The sequence below is a fragment of the Rhizobium mongolense USDA 1844 genome, assembly GCF_000419765.1.
Classification (GTDB): Bacteria; Pseudomonadota; Alphaproteobacteria; order Rhizobiales; family Rhizobiaceae; genus Rhizobium; species Rhizobium mongolense.
The window spans coordinates 1-24,738 of record NZ_ATTQ01000031.1 but is presented as its reverse complement, the minus strand read 5'-3'; the positions used below and the strand labels follow the sequence as shown (position 1 = coordinate 24,738).

The 24,738-nt window shown below is 58.0% G+C and carries 28 protein-coding genes; 16 read left to right on the top strand and 12 right to left on the bottom strand.

Features of this window, described 5'->3' with window-relative positions:
• The first annotated feature begins 35 nt into the window (after positions 1-35).
• Positions 36-461: a hypothetical protein gene (locus tag A3C3_RS0133055; protein WP_051154548.1), complete on the top strand. Its 426-nt coding sequence runs from the start codon at positions 36-38 to the stop codon at positions 459-461.
• 222 nt (positions 462-683) lie between these two features.
• Here A3C3_RS0133055 and A3C3_RS0133050 read toward each other — a convergent pair whose 3' ends face one another.
• On the bottom strand, positions 684-1,943 hold the full coding sequence (locus A3C3_RS0133050; protein ID WP_028740207.1) for an ROK family transcriptional regulator: 1,260 nt from the start codon (positions 1,941-1,943) through the stop codon (positions 684-686).
• 282 nt (positions 1,944-2,225) lie between these two features.
• Here A3C3_RS0133050 and A3C3_RS0133045 point away from each other — a divergent pair, with 282 nt between their 5' ends.
• From A3C3_RS0133045 to A3C3_RS0133025, 5 genes are all read left to right on the top strand, one after another.
• Positions 2,226-3,680, top strand: coding sequence for an ABC transporter substrate-binding protein (locus A3C3_RS0133045; protein ID WP_022718823.1), 1,455 nt, complete (start codon positions 2,226-2,228; stop codon positions 3,678-3,680).
• A 71-nt stretch (positions 3,681-3,751) separates the two neighbouring features.
• The gene (locus A3C3_RS0133040) at positions 3,752-4,681 is read left to right on the top strand and encodes a carbohydrate ABC transporter permease (RefSeq protein ID WP_028740206.1); all 930 of its coding nucleotides are present in this window, start codon (positions 3,752-3,754) and stop codon (positions 4,679-4,681) included.
• 1 nt (position 4,682) lies between these two features.
• A complete protein-coding gene (locus A3C3_RS0133035; protein WP_022718821.1) occupies positions 4,683-5,516 on the top strand; it encodes a carbohydrate ABC transporter permease in 834 nt (277 codons plus the stop codon).
• A 28-nt stretch (positions 5,517-5,544) separates the two neighbouring features.
• On the top strand, positions 5,545-6,570 hold the full coding sequence (locus tag A3C3_RS0133030; RefSeq protein ID WP_022718820.1) for a Gfo/Idh/MocA family protein: 1,026 nt from the start codon (positions 5,545-5,547) through the stop codon (positions 6,568-6,570).
• Positions 6,571-6,648: 78 nt separating this feature from the next.
• Positions 6,649-7,809 carry an ABC transporter ATP-binding protein gene (locus A3C3_RS0133025; protein ID WP_022718819.1) on the top strand — a complete coding sequence of 387 codons (1,161 nt, stop codon included), beginning with the start codon at positions 6,649-6,651 and terminating at the stop codon, positions 7,807-7,809.
• A gap of 30 nt (positions 7,810-7,839) precedes the next feature.
• Here the strand turns inward: A3C3_RS0133025 and A3C3_RS0133020 are convergent, their stop codons facing one another.
• Positions 7,840-8,079 (bottom strand): hypothetical protein, encoded by a 240-nt coding sequence (locus A3C3_RS0133020; RefSeq protein WP_022718818.1) that lies wholly within the window; start codon positions 8,077-8,079, stop codon positions 7,840-7,842.
• Positions 8,080-8,085: 6 nt separating this feature from the next.
• On the opposite strand from A3C3_RS0133020, the gene A3C3_RS0133015 reads away from it, so the two are divergent.
• On the top strand, positions 8,086-10,755 hold the full coding sequence (locus tag A3C3_RS0133015) for a sensor domain-containing protein (RefSeq protein WP_376774954.1): 2,670 nt from the start codon (positions 8,086-8,088) through the stop codon (positions 10,753-10,755).
• Between the two features lie 537 nt (positions 10,756-11,292).
• On the opposite strand, the gene A3C3_RS0133000 is transcribed toward A3C3_RS0133015, so the two are convergent.
• On the bottom strand, positions 11,293-12,969 hold the full coding sequence (locus A3C3_RS0133000; protein ID WP_022718814.1) for an AIPR family protein: 1,677 nt from the start codon (positions 12,967-12,969) through the stop codon (positions 11,293-11,295).
• Between the two features lie 322 nt (positions 12,970-13,291).
• On the opposite strand from A3C3_RS0133000, the gene A3C3_RS0132995 reads away from it, so the two are divergent.
• The gene (locus tag A3C3_RS0132995) at positions 13,292-13,588 is read left to right on the top strand and encodes a hypothetical protein (protein WP_022718813.1); all 297 of its coding nucleotides are present in this window, start codon (positions 13,292-13,294) and stop codon (positions 13,586-13,588) included.
• On the opposite strand, the gene A3C3_RS42835 is transcribed toward A3C3_RS0132995, so the two are convergent.
• Genes A3C3_RS42835 through A3C3_RS0132980 form a run of 3 tightly spaced genes read right to left on the bottom strand, consistent with a single transcriptional unit; the run spans position 13,585 to position 15,745 of the window.
• Positions 13,585-14,079: an HAD family hydrolase gene (locus tag A3C3_RS42835; protein WP_022718812.1), complete on the bottom strand. Its 495-nt coding sequence runs from the start codon at positions 14,077-14,079 to the stop codon at positions 13,585-13,587. The two genes, A3C3_RS0132995 and A3C3_RS42835, sit on opposite strands and share 4 nt — an antisense overlap.
• Positions 14,079-15,026 (bottom strand): DNA-processing protein DprA, encoded by a 948-nt coding sequence (locus tag A3C3_RS42830; protein WP_022718811.1) that lies wholly within the window; start codon positions 15,024-15,026, stop codon positions 14,079-14,081. The genes A3C3_RS42835 and A3C3_RS42830 overlap by 1 nt, the downstream gene beginning before the upstream one ends.
• 11 nt (positions 15,027-15,037) lie before the next feature.
• On the bottom strand, positions 15,038-15,745 hold the full coding sequence (locus tag A3C3_RS0132980) for a phosphoribosyltransferase (protein ID WP_022718810.1): 708 nt from the start codon (positions 15,743-15,745) through the stop codon (positions 15,038-15,040).
• A gap of 233 nt (positions 15,746-15,978) precedes the next feature.
• Between A3C3_RS0132980 and A3C3_RS0132975 the strand changes: the two genes are divergently transcribed.
• The 4 genes from A3C3_RS0132975 to A3C3_RS47485 all read left to right on the top strand — a co-directional run bounded on the left by A3C3_RS0132975 (position 15,979) and on the right by A3C3_RS47485 (position 18,273).
• Positions 15,979-16,434: a hypothetical protein gene (locus A3C3_RS0132975; protein ID WP_022718809.1), complete on the top strand. Its 456-nt coding sequence runs from the start codon at positions 15,979-15,981 to the stop codon at positions 16,432-16,434.
• Positions 16,434-17,498 (top strand): serine/threonine-protein kinase, encoded by a 1,065-nt coding sequence (locus A3C3_RS0132970; protein ID WP_022718808.1) that lies wholly within the window; start codon positions 16,434-16,436, stop codon positions 17,496-17,498. Before A3C3_RS0132975 ends, A3C3_RS0132970 begins: the two co-directional genes overlap by 1 nt.
• Positions 17,499-17,674: 176 nt before the next feature.
• Complete coding sequence (locus tag A3C3_RS47490) at positions 17,675-17,842, top strand: hypothetical protein (protein ID WP_233450485.1); 168 nt, start codon at positions 17,675-17,677, stop codon at positions 17,840-17,842.
• A 50-nt stretch (positions 17,843-17,892) separates the two neighbouring features.
• On the top strand, positions 17,893-18,273 hold the full coding sequence (locus A3C3_RS47485; protein WP_233450486.1) for a hypothetical protein: 381 nt from the start codon (positions 17,893-17,895) through the stop codon (positions 18,271-18,273).
• Here the strand turns inward: A3C3_RS47485 and A3C3_RS47480 are convergent.
• The 3 genes from A3C3_RS47480 to A3C3_RS0132940 all read right to left on the bottom strand — a co-directional run bounded on the left by A3C3_RS47480 (position 18,270) and on the right by A3C3_RS0132940 (position 20,454).
• Positions 18,270-19,163: an AAA family ATPase gene (locus tag A3C3_RS47480; protein WP_022718804.1), complete on the bottom strand. Its 894-nt coding sequence runs from the start codon at positions 19,161-19,163 to the stop codon at positions 18,270-18,272. The two genes, A3C3_RS47485 and A3C3_RS47480, sit on opposite strands and share 4 nt — an antisense overlap.
• A gap of 512 nt (positions 19,164-19,675) precedes the next feature.
• A complete protein-coding gene (locus A3C3_RS0132945; protein WP_022718803.1) occupies positions 19,676-20,206 on the bottom strand; it encodes a hypothetical protein in 531 nt (176 codons plus the stop codon).
• Between the two features lie 56 nt (positions 20,207-20,262).
• A complete protein-coding gene (locus tag A3C3_RS0132940; RefSeq protein WP_022718802.1) occupies positions 20,263-20,454 on the bottom strand; it encodes a hypothetical protein in 192 nt (63 codons plus the stop codon).
• Positions 20,455-20,606: 152 nt separating this feature from the next.
• Between A3C3_RS0132940 and A3C3_RS45665 the strand changes: the two genes are divergently transcribed.
• The gene (locus A3C3_RS45665; protein WP_022718800.1) at positions 20,607-20,750 is read left to right on the top strand and encodes a hypothetical protein; all 144 of its coding nucleotides are present in this window, start codon (positions 20,607-20,609) and stop codon (positions 20,748-20,750) included.
• Positions 20,751-21,939: 1,189 nt separating this feature from the next.
• Here the strand turns inward: A3C3_RS45665 and A3C3_RS0132920 are convergent.
• Positions 21,940-22,404 carry a helix-turn-helix domain-containing protein gene (locus A3C3_RS0132920; protein WP_022718799.1) on the bottom strand — a complete coding sequence of 155 codons (465 nt, stop codon included), beginning with the start codon at positions 22,402-22,404 and terminating at the stop codon, positions 21,940-21,942.
• Positions 22,405-22,521: 117 nt separating this feature from the next.
• On the opposite strand from A3C3_RS0132920, the gene A3C3_RS0132915 reads away from it, so the two are divergent.
• The 3 genes from A3C3_RS0132915 to A3C3_RS0132900 all read left to right on the top strand — a co-directional run bounded on the left by A3C3_RS0132915 (position 22,522) and on the right by A3C3_RS0132900 (position 24,074).
• Positions 22,522-22,824: a hypothetical protein gene (locus A3C3_RS0132915; RefSeq protein WP_022718798.1), complete on the top strand. Its 303-nt coding sequence runs from the start codon at positions 22,522-22,524 to the stop codon at positions 22,822-22,824.
• A 627-nt stretch (positions 22,825-23,451) separates the two neighbouring features.
• Positions 23,452-23,763, top strand: coding sequence for a WGR domain-containing protein (locus tag A3C3_RS39900; protein ID WP_022718797.1), 312 nt, complete (start codon positions 23,452-23,454; stop codon positions 23,761-23,763).
• 32 nt (positions 23,764-23,795) lie between these two features.
• On the top strand, positions 23,796-24,074 hold the full coding sequence (locus tag A3C3_RS0132900) for an HU family DNA-binding protein (RefSeq protein WP_028740204.1): 279 nt from the start codon (positions 23,796-23,798) through the stop codon (positions 24,072-24,074).
• Positions 24,075-24,119: 45 nt separating this feature from the next.
• Here the strand turns inward: A3C3_RS0132900 and A3C3_RS0132895 are convergent, their stop codons facing one another.
• Both A3C3_RS0132895 and A3C3_RS44250 read right to left on the bottom strand, forming a co-directional pair.
• Complete coding sequence (locus A3C3_RS0132895) at positions 24,120-24,428, bottom strand: DUF736 domain-containing protein (RefSeq protein WP_022718795.1); 309 nt, start codon at positions 24,426-24,428, stop codon at positions 24,120-24,122.
• A gap of 140 nt (positions 24,429-24,568) precedes the next feature.
• Positions 24,569-24,738: DUF736 domain-containing protein (locus A3C3_RS44250; protein WP_022718794.1), on the bottom strand; the 170-nt coding region annotated here is incomplete at its 5' end.

The following is a 24,738-nucleotide window of genomic DNA, read 5'->3' as shown; positions in this document are numbered from 1 at the left end:
TTCCCGTAGGCACTGACCGACATGCCATTTGGGAAATGCTTGTGCGCAAAGATGTCAATGGTTTCGTCGCGCAGGACTGGTCGATCTTTTCCCCTTCCTTCAAGTTTGACGGCTTTTGCGGAGTGGATGCCAAAGGATCGCTTGATCCTGCAGTCTGGGAGGTCCGGTTTCCAACGGTCGAAGCCTATCGTGATGCGTGGCTGGAAGATGCCCGGCGCTCCGCCTCCACCCGATATGCCGAGGACCGGAGAGATGCTCTCTTCCGCGCGACCAATATGCTGGACATTCGTGTGGAAGGGCACACGGCCACTGCAAGAAAGACTTTCGATGATGCGATAGCCCTTGCGGAAGGTGGCTCACAAAAACTGAACTGGCAGTCCGTTTTCTTTTGCACGAAGGGCGATGGTGCATGGACAATCACCGGCTTCGTCGGCTTCCTGCCATTCACGCCCAACCGCTGAGCGGACGCTTGTTTCTTCGCCAGTGACCGGCGAGGCGGGGGCTCGTGCTCCGTCTCGTCGTCACGGCAACGACGCCACGAGCTTACGTTCTCATCCCGTGGGGCCGGCCAATGCCACTGTCGTCCATCTAGCTGTAAACCGCTTGGGTATCTGGATTGGCGACCGCTGACGACCGCGACGCGCTCTTGCTTACGGCCCGAGCCCACACATCGATCGATCGCCCTAAATCACCACCTTCAAGTGGCTCGATAACACCAAACCAGCGGCTCCGCGCAATGCCGTGTGGCCCTCGCCAATACCGTTCACCGTGATGGAGATCTCCTGGCTTGGTCTCTTCACCACCAGCCGCTCGACGTGCTGCCTCACGCGCTCGGCGGCCTTTGCCCCGCCGCCCGCAACATCTCCATGGAGGACGTAGGAGTTAAGGAACAACGTTTGCTGCAGGTTGACGATGCCGAATGCCACATTGCGTGTGTAGCGATCGAGGAGCGCGTCGGCCGCTTTCGATCCGTCTTCTGCTTCTTTGACAAGACGAGCGCACGTGATGCTACCCGGTTGCGGCAAACCCAGGCGGGCAGCCTCCTTTCGCAGCCAGGGCAGGGCGGCCACTGTTTCCCAGCAGCCATGTTTACCGCAGTTGCAGATCTCGCCATCGATTTGAACCACGGTGTGGCCAAGTTCGCCGCCGGAACCGGCAAGTCCACGGTAGACTTTGCCATCAATGAAGAAGGCTCCGCCAAGAACCTCCCCGGTGTAGATCGCCGCAAAGTTCTGTTGGCCACGCCCGGGCCCAAACCATCGGTCCCCAACAAGCAAGGCACGCGGGTGATGATCGATGACGACTGGAAGCGAGAAGTGTTCCTGCAATATGTTCACGAGGGGAAGTCCTGTCAGTACAGGCGCAAGGTTGACAGCGAGGATCACGCCGTTGTCACTGTCGATCATTCCACCCGAGGCAACGCCGATCCCGAACGGCGCCTGATGGGCATGAGACAGCGTGGAGGTGAGCGTTTTCGTTAGAGTCGCGATGAACGCTTGCCTGTCGCCAAACGGGTCGAACTCAGCTTTCGTAACGGCTCTGATCTCCCCGGTCAGTGCCACAAGGCACGCCTGTATCGTGCCGGGCAGGAGGAGTACCGCTCCGAGCATCGGGGCATCGGGATTGAAATAAAGCGGACGGGCAGGCTTGCCGCCTTTGACATCAGAGGGCGCCGCATCCCCTTCTACGAGAAGCTGTTCCTCGATCATCGGCTGGACGATGCCGGTTATCGTTGTCCGGTTGACGCCAGCAAGCCGCGCGAGATCCGCTCGGCTTTTGGGGCCATTATCATACAAAGCTTGCAGCACCCGACCGCGGTTGATCGCGCCAAGCGCTGATTGCGAGACAAGCGTCACATTGGCACCAATCTCGCTAGCTGCGGCTTCCCTCCTCGCAGGTGTGCGATGGCCCAATGAATAGGACGGCTGACTCTCAAATTTCAATTTGCATCTCCGATTTGCTGGATTCTTTGTACTCTCTACACTCGCGATCGACTAGACAGCACTGGGTCTCTACAACAACGCAAACAGGCCGAGTCGTGACGCCTGCAATCAGTCTGCGAATTTCTTTGCGGCATCTTCTTGACAAGTATCATAAGTTTGTGCGAGGTACAAACTAACTGCTGACAAAAGCAAATTAGGGGTAACTATCTCAGTTTCAATAGCGGAAGCCCACGGCTCCGCTGAAGGACCGGGATAGGATTACATGCAACTGAGGAGGCTCTTATGACCATCGATATTGGAAATATGTCGCGCCGGGACCTGCTGAAGAGCGCTTCCGTCGCAGCTCTTGTAGCTGGGGCGGGTTCTTTGGCCGTGCCACGCCGCGCCGCTGCGCAAGACGCGAATACGGTGCGCGTCCTGTCCGTTGAAGACCCTTTCTTCTTTTCGATGAAGGCGATGCTCCCGGAATACGAGAAAGAAACCGGCATCAAGGTGGAATTGGAGAGCCTCTCCTATGACGCCCTACAGTCGCGCCTCGTCTCTGCTTTTGTCGCCAAAACCTCAGATGCCGATGTCATCGTCGTCGACCAGATGTGGCTTGGGCAATATCTCGACAATGGCTGGATCATCTCGCTGAACGATTTGATTGCCAAGGACAGCGAGTTTGACCTCTCCGACTTCATTCCCGAGGTTCTGTACTCCTCGAACATGTGGCGCGGCCAGGTCGGCACGCTGCCAGTCGCGGCCTATGCGCAGGGCGTGATGTACCGCAAGGACATCTTCAATGACTTGGGCATTGCCGCGCCTCCGAACGAGACGTCGGAAGACTGGACCTGGACGAAATACGTCGAAATTCTGAAGTCGATGCAAGGCAAGTCATTCGGGGGCAAGCCGCTCTTTCCTACCGTTGTTTGCGGCTCGCAGCCGTCGCCGATCGTGCACATGTTTACGCAGGTTTCAGCGAGCCACGGCGCAAGCTGGTTCAAATCGTTCCCGACCGCCCCGTGGGATTTTTCTCCGCAACTGACGAGCCCGGCATGGATAAAGTCTGTCGAAATCTACAGACAACTCTACAAGCTGTCTCCGCCCGAGGCGATCAACTACGTTTGGTTCGACGCCGGCACCCGCTTTGCCAAGGGCGATATCGGCATGTTCTACTGGTGGACCCCATACTTCTATCTGATCAAAAACGCCGGTTACATGACCGGCAAGAAGTCGGAGGTCATGGAGAAATATGCAACGGCTGCGTTGCCGAAAGCTGAGGGCGTACCTCAGACGATCAGCCTCGGCGGTTGGAGCCTCGGCATCCCTTCCAGCTCCGAAAAGCAAGAGGCCGGCTACGCCTTCATCAAGTGGGCAACATCGAAGGCCACTCAGAAGAAAATGGCTCTTTGGCCGGACCTCAACTACCAGTTCTCGGACTTCGCGCGTGCTTCGCTCTATGAGGATGAGGACGTTAAGGCAATCTATCCGTACCTCGATGTTCAGTACGCAATGATGAAGCAGGGCAACGGCAAGGTCACACGCCCACCTGTTCCGGGCTACACTGCCATCGAAAGCGTGCTGGGCCTCACGTTGAACCAGCTCCTGACCGGCAGCGAAGAGCCGAAGACGGGCCTTGAGCGCGCCAACAGCCTGTTTGAGAGCATCCTGAAGGGCAATCTCATGATCCCTCACCAGAAGGAAAGCTTCGCTGACACTCTTGACGGGGCCAAGGCCCTGATCGCCAAGAAGTAATAGAGTTCTCCTCGAGCCGGCGCGGCAGCGATCGCGCCGGCAAAACGACTGAAGAAGAACTGGATCTGGCAATGCATGCTATAATTGTTCGCTGTCCGCGGGCCCTCGGGCCTGGCCGGAAGGGCATTATTCGACGAAACCTGCCTTACTTGCTGATTGCGCCTTCGGTCGTGATGCTGCTCGCTCTGATCGCCTACCCTTTATTGTTTGCATTAAGATCGAGCTTCTACTTCTGGAATCTGCAAATCGGACCGGAGCCGCTGCAATTCGTTGGCTTCGAGAATTACGTGCAGGCCTTCAACGCCTTCGACTTTCGCGCGGCGCTCACCAATACGCTGATCCTCTCAGTCTTGGGCACAGCAATTGAATTCGCGTTTGGTCTGGCGATTGCGCTCATCCTGCTCAAGGCTTTGCCGGGCATGAATGTCGTGCGTGCCCTGCTGATCCTGCCCACCACGATCGCACCGATAGTCGTCGGCTTCCTGTTCCGCTATCTCTACGACCCTGGTGGCGGGCTCTTGAGCTGGATCATGCAGTCGCTCTGGCTCCCCGTTCCCGCGGAAGGAATTCTCGGCTCGCCATCGACAGCGCTCGCCGCCATCCTATTCGTCGATATCTGGCAATGGACGCCTTTCTTCGCGATCGTGCTCTATGCGAGCCTGCTGGCAGTTCCCGACGAGATTTTGGAGGCCGCACGACTGGATCGCGCGTCTGCGTGGACGATCCTGATGCGGATCAAGCTGCCGCTGATCAAGCGCACGGCGATCATCATCGTCATGCTGCGCTTCATGCAGATTTTCAACACCTTCGACACTGTGCTTGTGCTCACCCGCGGCGGGCCTGGCACCTCCACCCGCACCCTCGGTTATTCGCTCTACGAGCAGGGTCTTGTGAACTTCAACATTGGTCTTGTCAGCGCAATGACGTGGATCACCGTGCTGATCGTCAACATCATCGTTGCCCTCTACGTGTTCTTCGCGTTCCGAAAGGAGGAGTGGTAACATGTCCGGTCGCCACACAAACTTCAACACAGCACTCACCTACGCCGCCGGCCTCCTTTTCCTGGCAATCTTTGTCGGGCCAATCCTGTGGTTCATCGCTCTTGCGATCCGCCCGTCGGAGACGGCATTCACAACGCCGCCGCAACTCTCGTTCGAGCCCAATCTCGATGCGTTCCGGCATATACTGGTCGATCCCGGTACTAACGCGCCGCAACTGGTGAATAGTCTCATCGTGGCCATCGGGGCGGTATTGCTCAATCTTCCCTTCTCCGTTCCTGCTGCCTACGCTCTGTCCCGTTTCAAGCTGCGCGGCAAGAAGAACATCATGTTGTGGTATCTCGGCCTGCTGATGGCCCCGCCAGTCGCGTTTTTGATCCCGTATTTCGTCCTCATCACGCGCATCGGTCTCCAGGGTTCCTACTTTTCCATGGTTTTGGTTCTGCAGACGCTGACGATCCCGTTTTCCGTCTGGCTAATGAAGAGCTTCATCGATGAGGTACCAGTGGAATTGGAAGAAGCTGCCCGGGTCGACGGCGCCCGTTGGTACACGATCATGTGGCGGATCACGCTTCCGATCGTTCGTCCCGGCATCATTGTCACCTCCATGTTTGCCTTCGTCTTTGCATGGAACAATGCCGCCTTTCCCTTGGTGCTGAGCTCGCGCTCGACCGCCACCCTTCCGATCGGAACACTGGGCTACTTCGCGACGAGCGGAGTGACGTGGAACTACATCGCCGCGGCCGCAGTGCTCGCGATGATACCTCCGATGATCATCTTCCTGTTTTTCGATCGATACGTCGTACGAGGCCTCACCTTTGGTTCGGTGAAGGGCTGACGTTCCCCTTTATAAATGGAGTAATGAAATGAGCAAGCTGCGTATGGGCGTCATCGGCGCCGGTCTTTGGGGCAACAATCACGCTCACACATTTAATGTCTTGCCGGAGACCGAGCTTGTCGGCGTGTGCGACCTGGATGAGGGCAGGGCGCTCAAGATGAAGGAGAGCTTCGGGGCAGCGCAAGCCTTCACCGATTACCAGAAGCTGATCTCCAGTGATCGGATCGATGCCATCTCGGTTGCGACACCTGATTTTACGCATACGCCCATCATTCTCGCCGCACTCAGGGCCGATAAACACGTGCTGAGCGAAAAGCCGCTTGCAACCACCGTAAGCGAAGCTGAAGAAATCGCCGAGGCTGCCGCAAAGTCGAAGGGCAAGCTGATGGTGGACTTCCACAACCGGGTGAATCCCATCCTCGCGCAGGTTCGTGACATGATACAGGACGGCCAAATCGGTCTCGCAAAACATGGGACGGCGCGTCTTTCCAACACAGCCTTCGTTCCCTTCGAAATGCTGAGTTGGGCTTCGAAATCTTCAGCACTCTGGTTTCTAGGAAGCCATCTGGTCGACGTCCTCCGCTTCATTCTCGCAGACGAAGTCGTCCGCGTTTATTCGGTCGCCCGCTCAGGTACGCTGTCTGGCGGCGGCGTGGATACGAAGGACTTTCATGTGTCCATCCTCGAGTTTTCCAAGGGCACGGTCGTGACCATGGAAAACAGCTGGATCCTGTCGCGTGACAATCCTTCGCTCGTCGATTTCAAGATCGAATTCGTCGGCGAAAAGGGCCAGATCCAGGCAGACCCGACCCACAGCGGCGGCCTGCGCCGTATCGTGGAAGGCGGACTGAAATACAATGATTACATCGGCATAACCCCGACCGGCGAGACCCGTATTGGTGGCTTTGTGCTCGAGTCCATTGCCCGCTTTGTCGATAGCGTGGTGCGCGGCGCTCCGCTGCTGGCGGATGCGCAGGACGGTCTGGCAAACACCAAGATCCTGGCGGCGATTGAGGAATCTGTCGCCAGCGGCAAGGCCGTAAACATCGGCTAACGCCGGAACCTAAACGCGCGGGGCATCCTGTCCTAGGAGGACGGCTTGCCTCGCTTCTTGATGCTCGGAGGAGTATTTATGGCGTCCATGACCTTTGACGGGATCGGCAAGACCTTTCCGGACGGAACCGTCGCCGTCGCCAATGTGAGTTTCGCGGTCGCGGACGGAGAGTTCGTCGTGCTGGTCGGCCCCTCGGGTTGCGGCAAGTCCACCTTGCTAAGGATGGCGGCGGGCCTCGAAATGCTGAACAGCGGCCGTCTGCTGATGAACAACACGGATGTCACCGAGACCGAGCCGCAGGACCGGGATATCGCCATGGTTTTCCAGAACTACGCGCTTTATCCCCATATGACTGTCTATGAAAACATGGCTTTCGGATTGCAACAGCGCAAAACGCCGAAGAGAAAAATCGATGAACTGGTGCGGGATGCCGCGGAAATGCTCGATCTCACCCGATATCTCGAGCGCAAACCCGGCGCGCTATCCGGCGGCCAGCGCCAGCGTGTTGCGATGGGGCGTGCAATTGTTCGCCATCCAATGGCTTTCCTGATGGATGAGCCTCTGTCCAATCTTGATGCCAAGCTGCGCGTCCAAATGCGAGGCGAGCTGAAGCTGCTCAACCAGCGCCTCGGTACTACAACGCTCTACGTGACCCATGACCAGGTCGAGGCCATGACCATGGGCGACCGTGTTGCGGTGCTGAAACCGGTGTTCAATGGTCAGGACAGCAATCTTCAGCAGATCGACACACCTCAGATGCTTTACGACCAGCCGGCCAATCTCTTCGTTGCGGGCTTCATCGGCTCACCAGCAATGAATTTCGTGCGCGTCGAGCTTAACGCGGAAGCCGGATCACTTAGAGGCGCGATTACAGGAGCGGAAATATCATTTCCTGTTCCCGCAGGGGCGGCGTTGTCCGCGTACGCCGGACGGCAAGTCATTGCCGGGATCCGCCCGGAAATGTTCCAGGCTTGTCCGGAGCGGGAGGCGCTATTCAACGAGCAGATTGCAGTTGCCGAAGCACTCGGGGCCGATACGTTCGTCTTCTTCGACATCCCGTCCCCGCCGGTTAACGTGAACGACGCAGAGGACAGCTTCACGCACAAGGGTAAAAACCGCCTGGTGGCGCGAATTCCTCCGGCCCTGACACCAACTCCAAACCAGCGCCTGCCTCTGACCGTCGATCTGGAGAAGCTACACTGGTTTGATCCGACGACAGGTGTCGCTATCCGCGACTGATCTCCTATGCAAGGATCACCAGCTAGGGTTCTAAAGTTTTTCTCCTGCCTCCCAAGGCACCTTGGCTGTCGTCGAATGAAGTTCGGCGGCAGCCATTTTTTTGAACGTTTCAGCATTTTTGGAAGTGGCCGGCCATCTCGGCGAGCCGAAGAGGTGAACTTCCTGCACGGCCCAACCAAGGCGCCCAATGCCTTTGTCGATACGAAGCGCTTCTGGCTTCGAGGCACTGGCGAGCCGCCCGGACTCATCACGCGATACTGTCACGTGCATTAAGCGATGATCTTCGCAGCCGTGTTCTGGCGGCGGGCCAGCTGGCCTAAGAAATGTGCACTTTGCTTACTTTTTGTTCACCAATGCCACCTCAGGGTGTTGACAAGGCACCGACGCTCGGTTTCTTCCCTATTGGCACCGGTGAGCTGCTTCTTCGACAGCTACAGAACCAATGCCGTCAACATGTCTTCCCACAACGCTAATGCGAGGCGCGCCATGCACAACACGCAGCTCAGGCAAATGGCACACGCCGAACTCGGAGTCATTCTCAATGCCATCCCGCAACCAATTATCATCAAGGATGAGCACTCTCGCATCCGATTGTTGAATGATGCCGCATGTGCGCTCCTGGGCAAATCGCGAGAAGACTTAATCGGACGCACGGATCGCGAGTTCCTCCCTGCGGCAGAGGCGGATCGTATCCGCGAGATGGACGAACAAGTTCTCAGAACCGGGGAGGAACTCTCTTTTGAGGAAGACATCGCCCTAGCAGACGGCACGGTGAGAAACCTCGTAATACAGAAACGTCTCGCCGTATCAGCCAGGGAGGGATCGACGGATAGGCTGATCGTCGCCACCATATCTGATGTAACTGCAAGTCGAAGGGCGGAGAGGGAGCTTCGCGCCAGCGAAGATCATTATCGATCCTTGGTCGAACTCCATCCCCAGGTCCCCTGGATCGCAAATCCATCAGGAGAGGTTCTCGAGGTTGGCCCACGCTGGAAAGAAATTACTGGCATAGAAGCCGCCGATGCTCTTGGCACGGGGTGGGTGAAGGCGATGCACCCCGATGACCTGGAGTGCGTATGGCGACAGTGGACCCAATCGATTGCGACTGAGCGCCCACTGGATGCCGAGTTCCGCCTGGCAACCGCAGAGGGATACTATCGTTGGTATCGCAATCGTGCTGCTGCACGAACGGCGGATGACGGTACGATCTTTCTGTGGTACGGGATCGTCGAAAATGTCGATGATTGTCGCAGAGCGTTGGCGGCCCTTACCGAGAGCGAAGCTCGTTTTAAGGCAATCGCGGACGACGCGCCGGTAATGATTTGGGTGACTGATGAAAGCGGCGCAAACACTTACAACAGCCGACTGTGGCTCGAAACGACCGGGCAGACCGCGGAGCAGGCCCAAGGCTTTGGATGGGCCGACGCCATCCACCCCGAGGACCGCCAAGGGGTTGAAGCTGGGTTTCACGCGGCATTTCGTCTCCGACAGCGCAGCCGTGTAGAATATCGTCTCCGCCGTGCCGACGGCGGCTGCGCTTGGGTCATTGATGTGGGGCAGCCACGTTTTGCCTCGGATGGCAGGTTTCTTGGCTATGTCGGGGTTGTCCTGGACATAACCGAGCGCCGTAACGCGGAGGACGAACGTTTCCGCGCGCAAAAGCAGATTTATCACATGGTACGTTACGATGCTCTGACGGGATTGCCCAATCGTCAGTTCCTTCGTGAGGCATTCGACCACCTGTTGGACCCGACTGCGAGGGCGAAAACAGTAGTTCTCCGTCTCGACCTCGACGGGTTAAAGGCAGTCAATGACGCCTACGGTCGCTCGATTGGCGACTTGTTGTTGCGCCGCGTTGCCGAGCGACTGCGTAAATGTCTCAAGAAATCCGATATCCTCGCTCGGTTGGGCGGGGATGAGTTTGTCGTTGTGAGGACCGGCATGCGTCACGATGTGGAAGCGACCAAGCTAGCGCAAGAGATCATCGAGGCAATTGGCACTGCCTATGACCTAGAAGGCACACACGCCGATATCGGCGTGAATGTTGGGCTCGCTTTGTTCCCGAAAGATGGCCAGTCGCTAGATCAACTTATCAAGGCTGCCGATATCGCCCTTTACCAAGCCAAGGCCAGCGGCCGCGGCACCTGCAAACGAATCGAGCCGGGGATGGACGCTCATCTCAAGGCAAGACAAGAGATGAAAGTCTCACTTCGACATGCGCTCAAAAATAGAGCGCTAGAGCTACATTACCAGCCGCTGATCAACCTCCATACTGGTCGAATCACCAGCTGTGAGGCGCTTGTCCGGTGGAAGCATCCGGAAAAAGGGCCGGTATCTCCTGCTGAGTTCATTCCGATCGCCGAAGAAACTGGATTGATTGGTCCGCTTGGTGAGTGGATTCTCCGTCAGGCGTGCACCGAGGCAGCTAAGTGGCCGTCGCAAGTCAGCGTGGCGGTGAATCTCTCGCCTCTGCAATTTAGAAATCGGCGACTTGCCAGTGTCATTCGCGATATTCTCAGCGAAACCGGCTTGGAGGCCTCGCGTCTGCAGCTCGAGATCACCGAATCGGTCTTCCTCAATGATAGCGCTAGCAACCTGCTTATTCTTCAGCAGATACGACAGCTCGGCGCCAAGATAGCGATGGACGATTTTGGAACCGGCTACTCTTCCCTAAGCTACCTGAGGAGCTTTCGTTTCGACAAGATCAAAGTCGATCGCAGCTTCATTGCCGACTTGCCAACAGGGAGGGAATCGCTGGCGATCATCAGAGCGGTTGCCGGAATTGGACGGACGTTGGGAATAACGACGACGGTCGAAGGCGTCGAGACTCAGACCCAACTCGACGCGATCAACGCGGAAGGGTTCGATGAGGCGCAAGGCTATCTGTTCGCACGCCCCGTGCCCGCTTCGCAGATACTGGAAATCGTTCAGTCCAGTCGTGAGTGACCGCCGAGGCTATCTCTCCGGAGACGCTAGCGTTTACCATCGAGCCACCTGTTGCCCGAGATGTCGAGTTCATCTACATCTTCGAGATCGCCCTGCCGAGGTGACGGGCTGCTAGGGTTTGCACGCGAGTTTGCTTGCTTAGTTGGCGAGGTGTCCTTCAACAAGAGATTGATTGGGTTCATGTTCTGCTGCGCCATGGCTTACCTTTTCAAGCAATGCGGCGGCGTCGACAACAAGCGGGCAGGGCGTATTCTCGACGGCCGGACCTTGGACCCCGTTTCCGTCATCGCCACGCCTGTGCCCCGGCAGAGCGTTATCGACCATTTCCTCTTCGGGACGCCGACACGTGGATTCCGACGACACACGCCTCCGCCGGTTTCGCGACGAAACTCCGGGCTACGCGGGCTTTCTGGCCTATCTGGCGAGAAAGGATGCCCGTCGTCCAAGGGTTTATCAGCGTCATTAGTTAGGTTTGCACGACTGGGACGCAAAGACGATCTGATACAAGCGCGTCTCATGAAGATGCGGCGGCGGTTGCTACCCTTCCAAAATGAGTTGGTCGAACAATGTCATTTGCGGACCGTCAAGCTCCTCGACGATCCGCTCCTTGGTTTTCGAGCTACGGAAGAGCTGGTAGTGCGCGGTTTTCGTCTGCCTGCAGGCCCTCGCCACCAGCGAGAGCGCCTGCTGGGCGAGTGCTTTGGCGGCTTCGCCTACCGGCATCTCGCGATTCGACTGCGTGAGGATCAACGAGGCAGCGTACAGGACGAACCAGTGCCCATAAACAAGGTACTGGGATTCGCCCGCATGACTTTTAACGTCCCGTTGCCGTAGGATGTGGTTGTCCCGCATTTCTTCGATGATCTGGTATAGTTCGAAGATGCGGCACATCTCTTCAATCCTGTAGTGTTCGTGGAAGATCGCGAAGAAGCGGTCCCCGAATATCGAGTCCGAATCCGCCTTCGCTCTGTCGGGTTCCCTGAGCTTGTAGGCCAGCAGGATCTGTCCAAGCTTCAAGGCATCGATCCTCCGTCGAGGATCGGCGTCGATGTGCATGTTCCTCTTGCGCTCGAAAAAGTACCCGTTGTCTCGGAACGCCGTCTCCAGATTCCTGAGCGCCGGATGGTTGGCGCGCAGGTCGCGTGCCTGAATTCTTGCCTGGCTGTTCGTTGCCACGGCGACGCGTTCGGCGATGTCGCTGCGGTCTGTCGCGTAGATTCTAACGAGGATGACGACGTTTCGAAGATCGTCCGGCGAGCGGCGATACGCCTCCATGAGGGAATGGGACGTCTGGGCGCCGTTGACGATCTGGAAGTCTTCGATCTTGATGACCGGGCTTACGTGTCCCTTATTGAACGAGTAGTTGCGGCACGTGATCGTGATGCCGTTGTTGAGGTACCAGAAGAGGTAACTGTCAGAAGATGCGGCAGTCTCGATGATGTTACTATTGTAACCGCCATTCGCTCCTAGGAATACTCGGAGGTTCTCGTTGAAGAGATGGCGCTTTACAGACTTCCCATCGTCCGTCTGGATTAGCTTTACGAAGGAGCTGGCGTCCACGGAGGCAATGACGCCGCGCACGTCCCCGTCGATCCGCTCGAGCGTGTCGCGACCGATCGCCTGTAGCGTTCCGTACTCACGATCTCTGCCTGACCGCCCGATGTCGCGGAGCAGATCCCTTGGCGTGTACTCCTCGGACACCACTCCCGGAAGGTTTCGAAGAGCGCTCTGAAGAAGGGCTGTAGCGGAGGTGTGGAGGCAGGCGCCGTTCGTGCAGAAGATGACGCGGTAGCGGCAGACTACACCGCGCCTGTGCATTTCCCAGATGCGGCTGGCCGCTTCCCTGACCTGCAAGTTGCCGTTGGTCGACAGCCATTCGTCCTGGTCGAAGAGCGCCTGCACGAAGCGGAGGACCTTAAGGACGTCGCCATCATTGATGGTCTTGTCCGTCGTCTTGTGGGACGTCCGGTGCTTGGACTGGATGATGAATATCTCAGCACTCTCGTCCCGCTCGATAATCTCGATCGCGTCGACGCCGAGATCGTTGCCGCCGTCGACGATCATTTCCGGGAAGTCGGTGGCCCGATCGGGAAAGAACTGCTCGAGCACAAGGTAGAGAAAGGACATTGAAGACGTGTGAAGTCCATGACGCAGACCGGTCTTGTGGACTCGGGCCTCAAGTATGTCCCACTCGATTGCCGTAATCGCTGGCATTAATACCTTATCGACGTTGATTTGCCGCCGATTCTATACACGTCGTAAACCAGAGTAAGCAGAGTGGCCTGGATATCCCCAGGAAACATGGTCCTGCGGCGAATGGTTTCGGTCGGCGTATCCTGATGACTGTTATGGGCGCTCTCGGACGACGTCGAACTCGCGTTGTGGAACAATTAACTCGACTCTGGCTAGCTACAATCGGTATCAGTAAGACTCGGTGACGAAGTTCTGTTCGCCCGCGGCTGGCAAGGCCGCGCAAGCTGGAACATTATGAGGGGGCAAGATGTTTAGAAGAGCGTTGCGAGTCGAGGAGAATTCGATGAAGGTTCTACAAAGCCGCATGCTGGAGCGTCCTACGGACGACGGCCAGGCGACGATCGAACGCCTTAAGGGCGAGATCATGAGACTGAACGACGAGCTCACCTGTGCCAGCGAGGCCTACCAGGCGATCGCTTCTGAGAATCGCCTGATGAAGGAAACACTCGCTATCGCAGCCAAAGCGTTCGGCGCTGCTGGCGACACCAGGATGGCCAACCTTATGATCGGTAAGGCCGAAGACGATAAGCCCCAGCGCAGATTCGTTCCTCCTGAATCGAGGCGGCTCGCGGCGCGCTAGCTACCGAAGTACGTCTTCAGTTCACCGACGGTATTAAATATCTCGTCGGGCGCTGATGCACGCAGCTCCCCGTCGTCGCCGAGACCCCATGTCACTCCGATGGCGACGACGCCTGCCGCCCGCGCGGCCTCTGTATCCTGCACCTGGTCGCCAACGTGGAAAGTATCCGATGCGACGGCACCGCCCTTCGTCATCGCAAGCAGAAGCCCCTCCGGATGTGGCTTTCTGTTTCTGACATCGTGATAACCGACGACGATGTCGACCGGCCAGCCATACTGCTTGATAAACCATCGTGGCACCATGTCGGGACTCTTCGTCACGATCGCAAGCCTGTGACCGTTCTGATGGAGGGCTGAAAGCAGTTCCCCGACGCCCTGATACACGGGCAGTTCCGCGGCCTTGCGCATCACGCCCTTCCAGTCCCGCACGGCGCGCAGGGACTCGACGTATGAGGTGTCAACGAGTGTCTGGTCGAAGTCGAAGATGATCATTAGAAGTCCATGGTCGATTGAGGGTCGTTGCCGCTTGGGCCGGTACGGCCGGACCGCTGCCGCAGCTTTTCAAGGAATGCGTTCAGCGCCTCGCCGTTGGCGACAGGCTCGGCCCAACGATCCGCGATCATGGCCTGATTGCCCCGAGTCTTAGGAAACGATCGCCAGCTCTCCGGGTGCTCGACGCAGGCGAGTGCGCGCATCTGCTGTCGTGCGAAACGCACCGTGTGCATAGTGCCGCCCTTGACGTCGGTCTCGATGACCAGCACCCCGTCCGACAGTCCGCTCTGGAGTCTGTCGCGCTCCGCGAACGCGGTGCGTACGGGTGTCATTCCGATAGGATACTCGCTAACCAGGCATCCCCCTCCATCGAGCAGCTCTCGGGCGAGAACCTTGTTGGCGGCAGGGTAGACCTTGTCGAGGCCGTGGGCCATCACCGCGACCCCGACTCCTTGCGCCTCCACACATCCCCGATGGGCGAACGTATCGCATCCGTGCGCTAGGCCGCTGACGATGACGAAACCCGCTTCCACGGCGGACGCCGCCGACCTGTGGGCGACGCGCTCGCCGTAGTCGGTCGGTTCCCGCGTTCCGACGATCGCAAGGGCCGAGGGCGCCGCCAGGCCTTGAGGTACACCCTTGTAGAATAGCACGGCCGGCGGATCGGGAATGTTGCGCAGCCTTTGAGGAAAATCTTCGTCGTGGAAGGAAACGACCCCGATCCCGGCGGAGAAGCTCCGCTTGACTTGTTCCTCCGCCTCGGGCCACGCGCTTCGGAGCTGTTGTGCATCGATCTTTTGACGCGTGGCTCTGTCGATTATCGCTTCTTCGTCGGCCGCGTTCGCGACGGGATGGTCGACGATACGAAGCGCAGCGCGCCGGCCAACGCCCTTCACATTCATGAGAGCAAGGAGCGCGATGGTGGTTCTGGAAGCCGTCTCTGTCATCGCCAATCTCGTCACGGGACTTCGGCCTCTCCGGCCGCCCAGATTTCGTCCCACCTGGCGGGAACGTGACCGTTGTCCGGATTTGGACAATACAAAAGTCGTTCGGTCTTCGCGAGCGCGACACCGTAAACCTTTGAGCGAGGGTTCGTGGCGAGAATCGCCTGTGCGACGCGGGAGAGCGTGCCTCCGCGCGTGATGAAGTCGTCGAAGACGAAGACGTTCGAAGCCGGCAGCTTAGAGGACACGTAGTTCGCCTTATCGAGTTCGGCCTCACGCTGATCGGCCTTGTACAGGTTGTGAATCCTGCTGTGCTGCTGCTTGGTTATAGCGTCGATCGCGCACGCGGCGCCGACCGTCTCGGCGAGCTGGCAGGCGATATAGGGAATCTGGCGGGTCGGGTCTGCTGCCGTCTCGGAGGATGAGAGCGCTGCCACCAATACGCAGTCCCTGGGCCGCAGGTTCATGTCTTCCAAAAGAGGAGGAAACGCAGCGTACATGAGGCGCGCACCGCCATAGTACGCCTTATGGTTCTTGTTCTTGAAACGGATGAATCTCGACGTCCAGCGTTCCGCCGTATTGTCGGTGAGCTTGTAGGCGAGCGTGTAGGTCCTCGTAAGACCCGCGCTGATAGTCAGAGAGGGAAACTCCATCCATCCGACCTTGTTGTTCCACCGCAGCATCGCGCCCCTCAGCCTGCTCCATTCACGACGGAAGTCCATATGGTGGTTCTCACGTCGGTTGTAAATCCCGTGGCAGCAGTGACAAGAAGATTTCGACCGCCACATCAATCCAGTTACGATTCCGGCTATAAAAGTAGGTGAATCTCGCAACACATTTGCTGATCGGAAGGATTTACAGCGTTCAAGTCAGGGATTCGAACACAGAAAACTCACTCGCTAAAAGTGAAATGTGCTATTGACCGGGAAACGAATCTTATGCTTAGGAAGCATCGATGTCTGTCATTTCCGCGGTCGTCACTTCGGACAAGATCGTTCTCACCGAGGGAACGTTCAACGAAGACGGGACAGTAACACTGATCAAGGACGAGACTTTCGACCTTGAGGAAGGCGACCGGCAGCTTGCCTACGTCGTCATGCACAGGCGCCTGGCCGACCGTTTGGGCAAGGGTATCGAGCAGGTCGTTCTCAAGGCAAGCGCCGGCGGCCAATACGCCGCGAAGACCGCTGTTCTGCATTCGGCCGAACTGAGGGGCGTATTCCTTAGCGCGGTTCCGGGCGGTGTGTCGGTGAAGCAGTTGCAGAAGAATAATCTCAGCCGCAACTTCGGGTCCCGCAAGGTCGACGCTTACCTGAAGGACGACGACTTCTTCAGCGAGAAGTTTGCTGGCGCGTCTCTCAGGAAGGGAAGCCGCGAGGCCGCGTTCCTTCTTCTCGCCGCGAGGGACTAATGGACCGGGCCATCGACTACGTCGCGTCTCTGACCCCCCTCGGCCCCATCGGCGGGGGCGCGTTCGGCGAGGTGCATCGCTACAAGTGTCCTCTGCACGGTGAAGTTGCTGTGAAACGCTTCTTCCAGTCAAATTTCGGCTCCGCCGAATCTTGGGACAGTGCCTGCAAGGACGCGTTGCAGGAGGCGCGCAACCTCAAGGCTCTCGAGCACAGCCACGTCGTGAAGATCCATCAGGTCCTGAGGACCGGCGGCGGCGACGAGTTCCTGCTCGTGATGGAATACTGCGAAGGCAAGTCGCTTCGCGAGATGACGCAAAAGGACGTCGTGTCCCTTCCAGAGGCCAAGCGCGTGATCCGTGACGCTGCAATCGGCCTGAATTACATTCACAATAGCCAATATCTGCATCGGGATATCAAGCCCGACAACATCCTCCTTAAGGGCGACGGTCTTGTGAAGGTGGGAGACTTCGGCTTCGTGACGAACGAACTGCAGTTCGGTTTCGCCACGCCCTACGGCACCGCGATATACTGGGCTCCCGAAGTCCTGAAGGAGCATGCCTGTTCCGGGGTTTCGGACGTGTACTCGCTTGGCGTCACGTTCATCAACATAATGTCAGGAGACCATTGGTTCTTTCGCGAGGGGAAGGGCCAGGTCGTCGTGATGGGCGCCGAGGGCGACCCCGAACTGTCCTCGAAGATGCTCTATCTGCCGCATGTCCCGACTTGCTGGAGAAATGTCGCCAACAGGCTTTGCAGGCCGTCTACCTTGAACCGTTGTCCGTCACTGGACGCCGCGGTCAACTCGATCGCCAAGCTTCCAGCAGTCGAGCCGTGGATCTGCAACGTTGGCGAGGACGTGATTTCGTGGCAACTCGACAAGGGCAAGCGCCGGGTCAGGGTAGAATGGCAGAACTATCTCGGCCGGCTAGGCGAGAAGTGGACGGCGTGGACCGAGGATCTTTCCGGAGGCTCGAAGAGGAAGCTGGCGGCAAGCCCTTCCGGAGCGAAATGGAAGGAGACCTACAAGTCGCTTCAGACGTTCTTCGAAGATCGGACGCCTTGAGAGTTAACGCTTGATCGGCATCGCGACGCGCTCGCCTCTTGGTCCTTCGACAAACCTGATACCTGCAACACGCCCCTGAACCAGAGACAGCCGATCCTCGCGGCATTCCTCGCAGAAAGCCGTGTTCGCCGAAACATACTCCGGCGGCTGCCATTTCCTTCCGCAGAAGCGGCAGCATGGAAGCACCAATCTGCGCTGCGCGCTCGTCACAAGAATCTCCCTCAATGAATAAGGTTTACGCTAACGGCAATGAAGCAAAAGTAAAGATGTTCCCATTTTGTTCATCGGGAGCCGGCACCAATCAGGAGAGCTTAGCTCATCCAGAAGCCGGTGAAATCGTGTGACGGCCGTGTAGAGCATGGTTCGGTCAAGCAGAGGCGAGGGGACGAGTGGAATGATAACGCTATTGAACGACGATCCCTGGGCCTTGTGGATGGTGATCGCCCAGCCCAGCGTCAGCTTCTCCAGGTCACCGGGGCCGATGAAATCCGAACTGCCGTCGTCCAGTGCGAGCTGGCACTTTCCCTCCACCATCCGGGGCACGCCTAGCGAGCCGTTGAAGAATCCGGCGCATTGCGGCTGGCCGGTTCTTGGATCGATAGCCGGTTTCGTTATCGAGGAGAGGCGCCTTCCGGTAGTCGTTCTTCACCCACATCAGTCGGGATCCGAGGTGGAAGCCAATGTCCTCGACCGGTTCCTGGTGGACCATGTACTCCCGCTCGATCTCCCGGCTGAGTTCACGCGCGCCGGCGGCGCCGTCGTTCGTCTGCTTTAGGATCTGAACATCGCGCGCGTGCAACGATTCCGCGGGCCCGATCGAGGAGGCGGTCCCGCCATTAAACGGAAGACCTTTCGCACCGTGGCCGCCGTGTCCTCCGTCCTGCAGGGAATAAAGAATACACCAGCTCGAGCGGATAGATTGAAGTCGTAGGCGCCAAACGCCGGAAGAATTCCGCGCCGCATGTTCGCGGCCACAGTTGGTATCCCGCTCGTCTCGGCCTGTCGAAGGATGATGTCGAGGCTCACACGCGGAACGTCGCCGGAGGAAACAAGCTTCTGAAACGGAAGCCCGGCTCCGATTGGCGGGAGTTGTCCCGCGTCGCCGACGAATAGCACACGCACGTTCGTCCCGATCCGCGATAAGACGCGATAGACGGTTGGCGTGTCCAGCATGGAGGCCTCGTCGAACACAATTAGGCCGTCCTCCATCGTCAAGCCCATTTCAAAAGCGGTCATCAGACGGGACAAGGCCCAGGCCTCTCGCTTCGTCGCGAGCGCCATCCGCCGATCTGCTCGTCCGGCTAGCGCCACGAGATGGAGACTAGGATTTCCAGCCCCGGATGCCGATCGTGCTTCGGCGTCGACGATGGCTCGGAGAACCGCTGTCTTTCCCGTCCCTGTTGCTCCCGAAAGTATCGATACGCCCGCGGAGGAGGCCATGAACACGGCCTCGCGCTGCTTTACGGTGAGTCGGAAACCTGTGGATGCTTCGACGTTTGAGATGGCGGCGCCAATTCTTTGTCCGCTCACGTCGATGACATGGTCGAGGGGATCGAGAACATGGCGCTCGACTTCGCGCTCTGGTGACCTGTCTGAAATGGTTAACGGCAGACGTCCCGTTTCCGTCAGGATAGCCTCGGGTCGCAGCGATCTGCGACCTGACATGCACGAGCTGGCTCTCCCAGCCAAGGTTGCGGTGAGGTTCCGGTACTTTGAGTATCGCCTCCTCCTCCTGGACCTGGAGGTTTTCGAGAAGATCGGAAAGAACCCGAGCCTCGAGCCTCCTCGGGTCGGCCGGTCCGGACCATATGCTCGCAACCCCGGAAGCATTCCACATGCCTTGGACATGGTTCGGTCAGGAAGTTGCTCGTGCAGGCCCCGAGAGGCGTCACTCCGAAGCCTGACACGGCGCCCGCCAGATATCGAACGACCGCCTTGTCGCCCTTCGTATCGCGAAGACGATTGAACATCTCGACCTTAGGACCGCCAAGATCCATGATGTTGGCGATGACGCTCCGATGGACGTCGCCCAGGAGTTTCGTGGTCCTCCGGACCAATATCGAGCCCTGCGACTTTCTCGGACAGAGAGCGATGATCGTACACGGAAGTCTGCGAGAGGCTATGCCGCCCGAAGTGCTTTGCATTGACAACGTCGGTTGCGGAAGAGCACATGCTCTTCAGATGCCTGAACTCATGCGTGCGACGCACAGGTTCCGCCCGTCATCCCCGAGGTAGCGTCTGAAAATCGAATTCTCACGGCGACCGTCCAGGGCGAGGTTGACGTCCGAATAATCGAGCCGACCCCACGCGTAGTAGCGCTCCGCGTCGAGCAGCCCTCCGTTGCGACCTTCGATCAAGTTCCGGACCGGCGTCAGCAACAGCATGTCGTGGGTTCGCAAGGCACGGTTTCCGCTCATCTTGAGCTCTACGAGCTCCGGTCCCTCGGTACGAAGCGTCCTCTGTAGTTGCTCTTCCACGTCCCCGACCCTCAGGTAGCACGTGAGCCAGTTCGCCCTTCCAATCACTTCGTTGCCGAACTGGTTACGCCTTATGAAGCCCGTTTGGGAGAAGAAGGCCTTCAGCGCCTGGCTGGGGATTTCGCAACCGGCCTGGGCCTCGCGAATGGCATGCAGGTGCACTAGCTCGCCGGACGTCCTGTACGCCGCGATGATTTCCGGTGGCAATTCGGTCGCCGTATAATGCTGCATTTCCCGTCACCCGGGCGTACATTTCACATGCGGGTACCAGGTCGTTCACCGAGTACTCAGGAAAGAGCCGGCCTGTCTGTGCTTGTTGCCGGAGCCGCTCCCGCGCCGGCGCGATCAACCGCTCCATCATCGACGTCCTCTTCTCCAATCGAACCGCGGACGTCCGCCGGTGGCTTGAAGCGCTCCCGGACAAGTTCAATATCCAGGTTGTCGCCATCGATATGGTGGAAAGCTACCACCGCGTGCACGCCAAGTCCCTCCTGAAGCGATGCTCGCCGTGCATCCATCCGGCATCAGGAATCGCATGAAGGAAGCTGCCGTGGAGCTTCTCGCCAGAAGCGGCTTCGCCGCCTTCAAGAAAACAGACCCTTACTTTTTCTATTAACGTGAGGCGGTCGGAATGACCGGCAAGATCTCACCGCAATCGATCGTCGACGTGAATCCTTTTCTCAGGCACGCATTGCGCACCCGTCGAGCCTATCACAGGGTCTGGCAGGCGCGCCATCCGTTGCTGGCGGCTGCAGCCTCCATCAGCTCCTCATAAATCTTCCGAAGGTCGTTCGGCGGTCGTTTCCCTATATCGTGCGCCCCATCAGCCGATTTCGTTCCGAGCTGGCAAATTCCGTTAACGTCCCAGGACTGTCCGGATACACGACGGCCGTTCGATGCTTGAGAAAGCGGCAGCAGGCGTTCAGGTGACTGTCTGGGACGAAGGTGCCGATCTGTCGCTAGGACCATTCGATGATGAGTACGTAGGTGCCTGTTCCCAATGTCTGGGTGAATGGCGTCTCCGTTGGAGGAACAGGCCGCACTTGCGCCATACCAGCGGTTCGACGAAGAGCACCAAGGCATTGACGAGGAGTATCCGGCCGATCCTCCCGGTCTGTCTAGAATGCAATGTGACCGGACGGGCGAACATGCCGCTGCAGATTTCGCAAAAACGAAATGGCCTTCTTCCGCCAGATGAAAGGCCATCTCGCGAAAACGCAACAAAATGGAAACGGCTCTTTGGTTCCATAATATTGATTACGCCGCATTTACAACCTTAGGAGGCACACTCTATTTCCAAGTGCGACTTGCGAGAGATGCCAAGCCTCGGGGTTTAGAGCGTTAGTAGTCTTCCCATGCTTTGCCATTTGAGAAGGAGGACAATCTATCCGTTCTTTACCCGTCTGGGTGTGTGGTGGGTCCGATCGAAAGATCGTTCAACTATCCGCTCCTGTGCAGCCTCTATCCGAATGGCGTCGAAACCGTCGAATAAAACGATAGTTCCGGACCCCTGAGATTGCATGCTCACAGCGGCGCATTGGATGTGAGCGCCGGTGCCTGAGGGCTACGGTTAAAGTGTGGTTCTGCCCGTCTTTCTCGACGGTCAGCGATCTCCATACGCACTCCATCCTACGGGTGTGCTCGCCTGGCGAAGGTCTCCCCTTCGGCAGGCCTTTGCCAGATAAGCCGAAGTTTGGTCTGCTGAAACTTTTGCACGGTGACCGAGGTTGTGTCATTTCAGCTTTTCGTTGAATTGCGTCCGACTCCCATTAGCACCTAGAATAGGCTAGAATCGTGCTACCATATTAATTTCAAATAATTTCCTCGCAAAAATTTGCTTCAGAATATACACGTTTTAGGTGCTTTTCCCTTCCAAGAACCCCAGTTTCCCTTTATAAGAAAAATCGGCGCCGCGTCGTATCACGCGCCGGCGGGAAGCTCGTCCAAACAACGCGAGCAACGCTCTATTCTTCGTGCGGCCGGAGTTTCGTCATGGCTTCTACGAGTGCCAAAAGTGACTCCACCGCATCTGCAGGAAGCGACTCGACCACGTTGATAAGCTTCCGGCCCTTGTTCGCTTCGACCGGCGTCTTTCCAAATCGATAAGGAGCAGCTGCCATGAGGAAGTCGATTGGTGAAAAATCCAGCACTTCGCTTAGATGGATGAGCCGGGTGACATGCATCTTCGTCTCGTTGCGCTCGTAGCGGCCATAGACTTGCTCGTGCAGGCCCAGAAACGGCGCCACCTCGGCCCTGGTCAACCCGGTCCTATCGCGTGCCTCCCGGAGCGCCTCGGAAATACGCCGATCGAGCTCGCCAAGTTCAGGCCCCTCGAAGCCGGGACAACGATAGATGGCTTTGTCGATCTCCGGATCGGTCGTCTCAACGAGCCCTTTAACCTCGATGTATTTGTCAGATTTTGTTGTCATAAAAGGCAGCCCGTCATTGTCCCCGTCCCTCTTACATCACCCGCACCGCATCTGGCTACCATGCGCGGATGTCAACATGCGGGCGACGCACATCTGAAATAAGTCGCGGGACAGAAGATGGCAGACGACAGTCGAACGCAGCTCGCCGATTTGATTTCCCGTCATCGTTCCCTCGTCGCATTGCTTGGGCCTACGATGCGGGAGGAATCGTTACGACAACGGACAGGTACACGCGGCGGGCGCCAACTAACCACCGAAGAGCACAGGCTCAGGGCTGATATCATTGCATGGTCGCCGAAGAACACATCAGAGGCTCGAGAAAAGCTCAGGTATCTGGCCAGTTTTATCGCCGCCACGGGCTTAGGCTTTGACGCCGAAACCCTCGACGTAATTCTTAAATCCGTTGGACAATTCTTTTAGCTGGGTAACGTTTTATGACATGATCAATGCTTCAGGTCGAAATAGTGCCGCTCTGTCTTACCGTCCTGCGCACTCTTGATGTCGAAATGATACGGCTGCGCCCGCAGGGGCCGAGCGACATATTCGCGATACTCGCAATTGTTTCGCTCTGAGTACTCACGAGTCACTCCATCACGCGTGGGTTCCTGTCCGATCGCTATTGGAACGCCGCAGCGCGCGCCCGTTGCACATGCTGACGGTCCGGCTGCAGCGCGACAGCTCTTCGGAGCTGCCATGATCGCCGAACTGATCGCCTGTCGCTGGCTGCCGGCCTGCCAGGCAATCGGCATAGCGATCATAGCCGGGCTTTCCGGCACCGCCTTCGGGGCATGTCGGCCAGGAAAAGCCAGGGCGTTTCATCGCCGTGATCAATCGCTCCATCGGCGGATGGCAGGATTCGACGCCGTGCCATGAGGGGTTATCCGAGGCCGCGCAGAGCAGAACCTCACAGCCCCATTCGCTGGCTTGGGCGCCCTAGCAATGTCGATCGACGCAGATTTCGACCTATCAGCGATGTGAATCAATGCGGCGCGACCGATTCAAAACTCTCGTTGGACGCTCGGCACTCGATCACCGATTCTATCCTGCATGTCGCTCTACCCCTATCGCCTCTATTGCCATCGCACTGATCCGAGCAGGAACATGGCGCGGTTCTATGCACTGTCGATCCAGCCCACCTTGTTCGGCGAGACAGCAGTCGTCCGTTCGTGGGGTCGCATCGGAACGAGCGGTCGGGAGAAGACAGAGGTGTTTTCGGATGAGCTCGCCGCGGCATCGCACTTCCTCGAACTCGCGCGCCGGAAGCGGGCAAAGGGCTACAGGCCTATAGGAAGCTGTGGAAATGCCGGCGAGGACAGATCGTTGGGCGCAATGGCCGATGACAGAGGAGCCGCGTGGTGAAAAGGATTCCGAATCTTCAAACGGAGCGCACCATGACCACAACCAACGAAATTGCAGACAAGATCGCGAGCGACCATGGCCTGACCAAGGTTCAGGGCAAGGCGATCGTGGAAGCAGTGTTCACGGCCATTACCGCAGCATCGACTGCCGGCAACGAAACCTCGATCCCCGGCTTCGGCAAATTTAAGGTAAAGGACACGCCGGAGCGCGAAGCGCGCAATCCGGCGACCGGCGCGACCATCAAGGTCGCTGCCGCCAAGAAGCTCACCTTCGCGCCGGCAAAGGCGCTGAAGGATGCACTCAACAAGTGACATTAAGAAAGCCCCGCTTGATTTGGCGGGGCTTTCTGGTTCTGCTCATCGGCGCGTGTTGCGCGACCAGATCAGCTGCAGGCCGTCTTCGCCTTCGACTTCGGCCAGCGTGGCGTAGATCGGAGCGGGGAAGCTCGGGTCGTCCAGCTTGACCGAGAGATAGTCGCGGCCCTGTTCGGAGGTCTTCTGCCAGGCGGCGCCGAGCTCGACATTGCCGGCGTAGATGCGGAAGTGCGGCCCCTTGTCGGAGGGGTTTTCGACGCGGGCGATGCGGGCCTTGACGTTGAGGGCGAGGGTGCGGATCGAGCCGGAGAAGCCGTTTTCGGTGGAGGTGAAGGTGCCGATGGTTGCCATTGTTCAAGTTCCTTTTGCTGTTTCGGGGCCGCTCCATTGCGGCCTCACATGAGGAACCACTCGTCAAGCTGTCTTTCTGAGTTGCTGAGTGGCTGGTTTTGGGGACGGCGCTCCACCAGTTGCGGCGCGCCGTGGGCTGGTCATCGTGACCAGATGAGCTTGTGTTCGCCCTTCTCACCCTGGACGAGAGAGGCGTAGACCGGAGCCGTAAAGGACGGGTCGTCCAGCTTGAGCGAGAGGTATTCAGTTCCGGTTTCTCGGGCCGTCCGGCTCCAGCCTGCGCCGAGTTCGACGCCACCTGCGGTGACAC

Coding starts and splice junctions, on each gene's coding strand:
- A3C3_RS0133055 (WP_051154548.1), top strand. CDS start 36: ATGCTTGTGCGCAAAGATGTCAATGGTTTCGTCGCGCAGGACTGGTCG.
- A3C3_RS0133045 (WP_022718823.1), top strand. CDS start 2,226: ATGACCATCGATATTGGAAATATGTCGCGCCGGGACCTGCTGAAGAGC.
- A3C3_RS0133040 (WP_028740206.1), top strand. CDS start 3,752: ATGCATGCTATAATTGTTCGCTGTCCGCGGGCCCTCGGGCCTGGCCGG.
- A3C3_RS0133035 (WP_022718821.1), top strand. CDS start 4,683: ATGTCCGGTCGCCACACAAACTTCAACACAGCACTCACCTACGCCGCC.
- A3C3_RS0133030 (WP_022718820.1), top strand. CDS start 5,545: ATGAGCAAGCTGCGTATGGGCGTCATCGGCGCCGGTCTTTGGGGCAAC.
- A3C3_RS0133025 (WP_022718819.1), top strand. CDS start 6,649: ATGGCGTCCATGACCTTTGACGGGATCGGCAAGACCTTTCCGGACGGA.
- A3C3_RS0133020 (WP_022718818.1), bottom strand. CDS start 8,079: ATGCACGTGACAGTATCGCGTGATGAGTCCGGGCGGCTCGCCAGTGCC.
- A3C3_RS0133015 (WP_376774954.1), top strand. CDS start 8,086: ATGATCTTCGCAGCCGTGTTCTGGCGGCGGGCCAGCTGGCCTAAGAAA.
- A3C3_RS0133000 (WP_022718814.1), bottom strand. CDS start 12,969: ATGCCAGCGATTACGGCAATCGAGTGGGACATACTTGAGGCCCGAGTC.
- A3C3_RS0132995 (WP_022718813.1), top strand. CDS start 13,292: ATGAAGGTTCTACAAAGCCGCATGCTGGAGCGTCCTACGGACGACGGC.
- A3C3_RS42835 (WP_022718812.1), bottom strand. CDS start 14,079: ATGATCATCTTCGACTTCGACCAGACACTCGTTGACACCTCATACGTC.
- A3C3_RS42830 (WP_022718811.1), bottom strand. CDS start 15,026: ATGACAGAGACGGCTTCCAGAACCACCATCGCGCTCCTTGCTCTCATG.
- A3C3_RS0132980 (WP_022718810.1), bottom strand. CDS start 15,745: ATGGACTTCCGTCGTGAATGGAGCAGGCTGAGGGGCGCGATGCTGCGG.
- A3C3_RS0132975 (WP_022718809.1), top strand. CDS start 15,979: ATGTCTGTCATTTCCGCGGTCGTCACTTCGGACAAGATCGTTCTCACC.
- A3C3_RS0132970 (WP_022718808.1), top strand. CDS start 16,434: ATGGACCGGGCCATCGACTACGTCGCGTCTCTGACCCCCCTCGGCCCC.
- A3C3_RS47490 (WP_233450485.1), top strand. CDS start 17,675: ATGGAAGCACCAATCTGCGCTGCGCGCTCGTCACAAGAATCTCCCTCA.
- A3C3_RS47485 (WP_233450486.1), top strand. CDS start 17,893: ATGATAACGCTATTGAACGACGATCCCTGGGCCTTGTGGATGGTGATC.
- A3C3_RS47480 (WP_022718804.1), bottom strand. CDS start 19,163: ATGTCAGGTCGCAGATCGCTGCGACCCGAGGCTATCCTGACGGAAACG.
- A3C3_RS0132945 (WP_022718803.1), bottom strand. CDS start 20,206: ATGCAGCATTATACGGCGACCGAATTGCCACCGGAAATCATCGCGGCG.
- A3C3_RS45665 (WP_022718800.1), top strand. CDS start 20,607: ATGACCGGCAAGATCTCACCGCAATCGATCGTCGACGTGAATCCTTTT.
- A3C3_RS0132920 (WP_022718799.1), bottom strand. CDS start 22,404: ATGACAACAAAATCTGACAAATACATCGAGGTTAAAGGGCTCGTTGAG.
- A3C3_RS0132915 (WP_022718798.1), top strand. CDS start 22,522: ATGGCAGACGACAGTCGAACGCAGCTCGCCGATTTGATTTCCCGTCAT.
- A3C3_RS39900 (WP_022718797.1), top strand. CDS start 23,452: ATGTCGCTCTACCCCTATCGCCTCTATTGCCATCGCACTGATCCGAGC.
- A3C3_RS0132900 (WP_028740204.1), top strand. CDS start 23,796: ATGACCACAACCAACGAAATTGCAGACAAGATCGCGAGCGACCATGGC.
- A3C3_RS0132895 (WP_022718795.1), bottom strand. CDS start 24,428: ATGGCAACCATCGGCACCTTCACCTCCACCGAAAACGGCTTCTCCGGC.